At 74.4% G+C, this 2734-nt stretch carries 4 protein-coding genes and 1 pseudogene; 4 read left to right on the top strand and 1 reads right to left on the bottom strand.

The features are described from left to right. The first annotated feature begins 124 nt into the window (after window positions 1-124). The 4 genes from ABT116_RS42115 to ABT116_RS42100 all read left to right on the top strand — a co-directional run bounded on the left by ABT116_RS42115 (window position 125) and on the right by ABT116_RS42100 (window position 2365). Window positions 125-436, top strand: coding sequence for a TraR/DksA C4-type zinc finger protein (locus ABT116_RS42115; protein ID WP_351645699.1), 312 nt, complete (start codon window positions 125-127; stop codon window positions 434-436). A gap of 44 nt (window positions 437-480) precedes the next feature. Continuing rightward, window positions 481-855, top strand: a complete 375-nt coding sequence (locus ABT116_RS42110) for a TraR/DksA family transcriptional regulator (RefSeq protein ID WP_351645697.1) — start codon at window positions 481-483, stop codon at window positions 853-855. After that, window positions 852-1676 carry a rod shape-determining protein gene (locus tag ABT116_RS42105; protein WP_351645694.1) on the top strand — a complete coding sequence of 275 codons (825 nt, stop codon included), beginning with the start codon at window positions 852-854 and terminating at the stop codon, window positions 1674-1676. Before ABT116_RS42110 ends, ABT116_RS42105 begins: the two co-directional genes overlap by 4 nt. Before the next feature lie 68 nt (window positions 1677-1744). Next, complete coding sequence (locus tag ABT116_RS42100) at window positions 1745-2365, top strand: Rv1733c family protein (RefSeq protein WP_351645691.1); 621 nt, start codon at window positions 1745-1747, stop codon at window positions 2363-2365. An 85-nt stretch (window positions 2366-2450) separates the two neighbouring features. Here ABT116_RS42100 and ABT116_RS42095 read toward each other — a convergent pair. Next, window positions 2451-2734, bottom strand: a pseudogene (locus ABT116_RS42095) (hypothetical protein); the annotation flags it as partial.

The raw sequence follows: 2734 nt of genomic DNA, 5'->3' as shown, positions 1-2734 counted from the left end.
GACACCGGCGGCACGGGCCAGTTCGAGGTCGAGGGCCTCGCGGCGGATGCGCTGGTCGATGTAGAGGCCGCCGCGCATGACCCACCCGTGCACCCCGCACCCGGCGCCGAGAAAGGGACCGACCATGTCGCTCGAAGTCACCCGGGCCGAGCCCCACCCGCACGAGGCCCGCCGGCGCCTCGAACACGCCCGCACCTCCCGGCTGGCCCAGCTGCGTGCCCTCGACGAGAGTGAGCGCGGCCCGGAGGATCACCTGCTGTCCGCGCAGAAGACCGCGATGCAGCGGGCCCTGGAAGAGATCGAGGAAGCCTTCACCCGCATCGACGACGGCACCTACGGAATCTGCGTGGGCTGTGCGAAGCCCGTGCCCGCCGAACGACTCGAGATCCTGCCGTACACCCGCCACTGCGTCGCCTGCCGGCGCCGCACGGCCTGACCCCGCCCGTACCGACCTCCTACGCCCTGCCGCAAAGGGGTGACGTGGTGAACCACCAGACCGTCGACGAGAGCACGACGCACCTGTCGGCCGAGGACCTCGCCGCGCTGCGCGAGAACCTCCACGAGCAGCGCCTGTTCCGCCAGGAGCAACTGCGCCTGCTCGCCGGACCGGTCGCCTCCCGGGCCGAGGACCGGCTCCGGCAGCGGGCCGCCGCGCAGACCGAGGTCCGCGTCAAACTCGCCGCCTCCGCCCGCATGGTCCTCACCGACGTCGAAGCGGCCCTCACCCGCATGAACGAGGGCTCGTACGGCCCCTGCCACCTGTGTCGGCGCCCGATCGAACGGGAACGGCTCATGATCGTGCCGCAGGCCCGCTACTGCGCCCGCTGCCAGCAGGTGAAGGAGGCACAGCCATGACCGGCACCCACGACCTGCCCGGCGACGCCGCCCGTCACCGGCCGTGGCCCCTGTGCCGGCGCTGCTGCGGCATCGCGCTGGACCTGGGCAGCGCCCGCACCCGCGTCTGGATCGCCGGCAAGGGCACGGTCGTCGACGTACCCACCGTCACCTTCCCCGGCACCGGCGCCGTCCACCCCGTCCAGCGCGGCACCATCGTCGACACCCCGGGATGTTCCCGGATGCTGCGGCGCCTGCTCGGCCACCGGCTGCCCCGGTTCACCCGCCCCATGGTCATCGTCACCACGCCCGTCCTGGACGGCGTCGCCTACCGCACCCGGGCCCGCGCCGCCGTCGAGGTGCTGCGACCCCGCAGCGTCCTGACCGTCCCCAGCGCCCGGAGCATCGCCCTGGCCGCCGACGCCGACATGTCGCGGCCGCTGGTGGTGGTGGACATCGGAGCCCACCTCACCGAGGCGGTGCTCCTGTGCGACGGCGCCGTCACCGACGCGCACCGGACGGCCGTGGGCACCAGCGACCTCGGTGAGACGACCACGCCCGAGCAGATCGTCGAAGCGGTGGTCGCGATGCTGACCGCGATCCGCCGCCACGACCGCACCTCGCTCGCCGCAGGAGCCCTGCGGCGCGGCATCCTCCTGGCCGGCGGGGGAGCCCTGCGACCCGAGATCACCCACGCCCTCACGGCCCGGCTGAAGGCACCGCTGCGCATCGTCCCGGCCCCGCACACCGCGGCCGTCCGCGGCGCCGCCAGGTTCCTGCAGGCCGCCCACACCCACCCCTCGACCTGCGGGCCCCTGCCGCCCGTTGCCCGCCCCCGCTAGCCGCACACGTCCCCCCACCTGGTCGGCACCACCCCGCATGCGCCGCGTCCACCGCTGAAAGGAGGACCATGCCCGGCCATACGTCCCCACCCCCGCCGCCGCGGGAGCTGCCCCGGGTCATGTTCTGGCGCCTGCGGCGCAACCCCCTGCGCCGCCGCGGCGATGTGGTCCAGGCGTGGATCGGCCTGGGGCTGACCCTGGTGGTGCTGGCGGCCACCCCCCTCGCCCTGTTCCTCGTCGGCGACGCCGCCCACCGCCACTACGCCCGGACCGCCGAGCACCAGGCAGCCACCCGCCACCACACCACCGCCGTACTCGTCGAGGACGCCCGTGGCCACCCCGAGCCCGGCTCGGCCGAGGCGAAGCGGACCGTCTACCCGACCAAGGTCCGCTTCACCGACCCCCAGGGACGCACCCACACGGCCCATGCCGATGCCCAGCCCGCCCTGCCCAAGGGCAGCACCCTCCGCGTCTGGGCCGGCACCGACGGCAAGCTCACCGACCCGCCCCTGAGCCCCGATCAGATCCGCAGCCGAGCCATGGGCTCCGCCTTGATCGCCGTCCTGGGCGTCCACGCCGCGGCAGCCGTCGCCTACGGCACGGCCCACCGTGTCATCCAGCACCACAACCTGGCGGCGTGGGAATCCGCCTGGGCCGCGACAGCCCCTCGCTGGACGACATCCCCGTAGCCGGAGTCAGGCGTGGTGCTCCTCCGCGGCGGGACCGACTCGCAGATGGCTTTCCTGCGGACGCAGAGCGCTCCCGGCACCGGCGTCAGCGCGGGATGCCCAAGGCGTCGAGGCGCTGGTGCATGACCGCCGCCGGGAGGCCGGGGTTGCCCAGGGCCCGGGTGGCGAGCTCCGGGTCGTCGCAGCTCTTCAGGATGAGGTCGACGGGCAGGGCGGGGTGCGCGGCGGCCATGCCACGCACCCGTGCGTCGGGATCCGCGAGCAGCCGGACCACCACATCGGCAGGAGCGTGCCGGTCGAGTCCCACCAGCCACCTCTTCTCCGGGTCCGGGTCGTCGGCGAAGCGCCGACCGGCGTCCCCGCGTGGGA

The organism is Streptomyces sp. NPDC002130, assembly GCF_040296465.1.
Classification (GTDB): Bacteria; Actinomycetota; Actinomycetes; order Streptomycetales; family Streptomycetaceae; genus Streptomyces.
The sequence above is the reverse complement of the archived record's forward strand: the minus strand, read 5'-3'. Positions and strand labels throughout refer to the sequence as shown.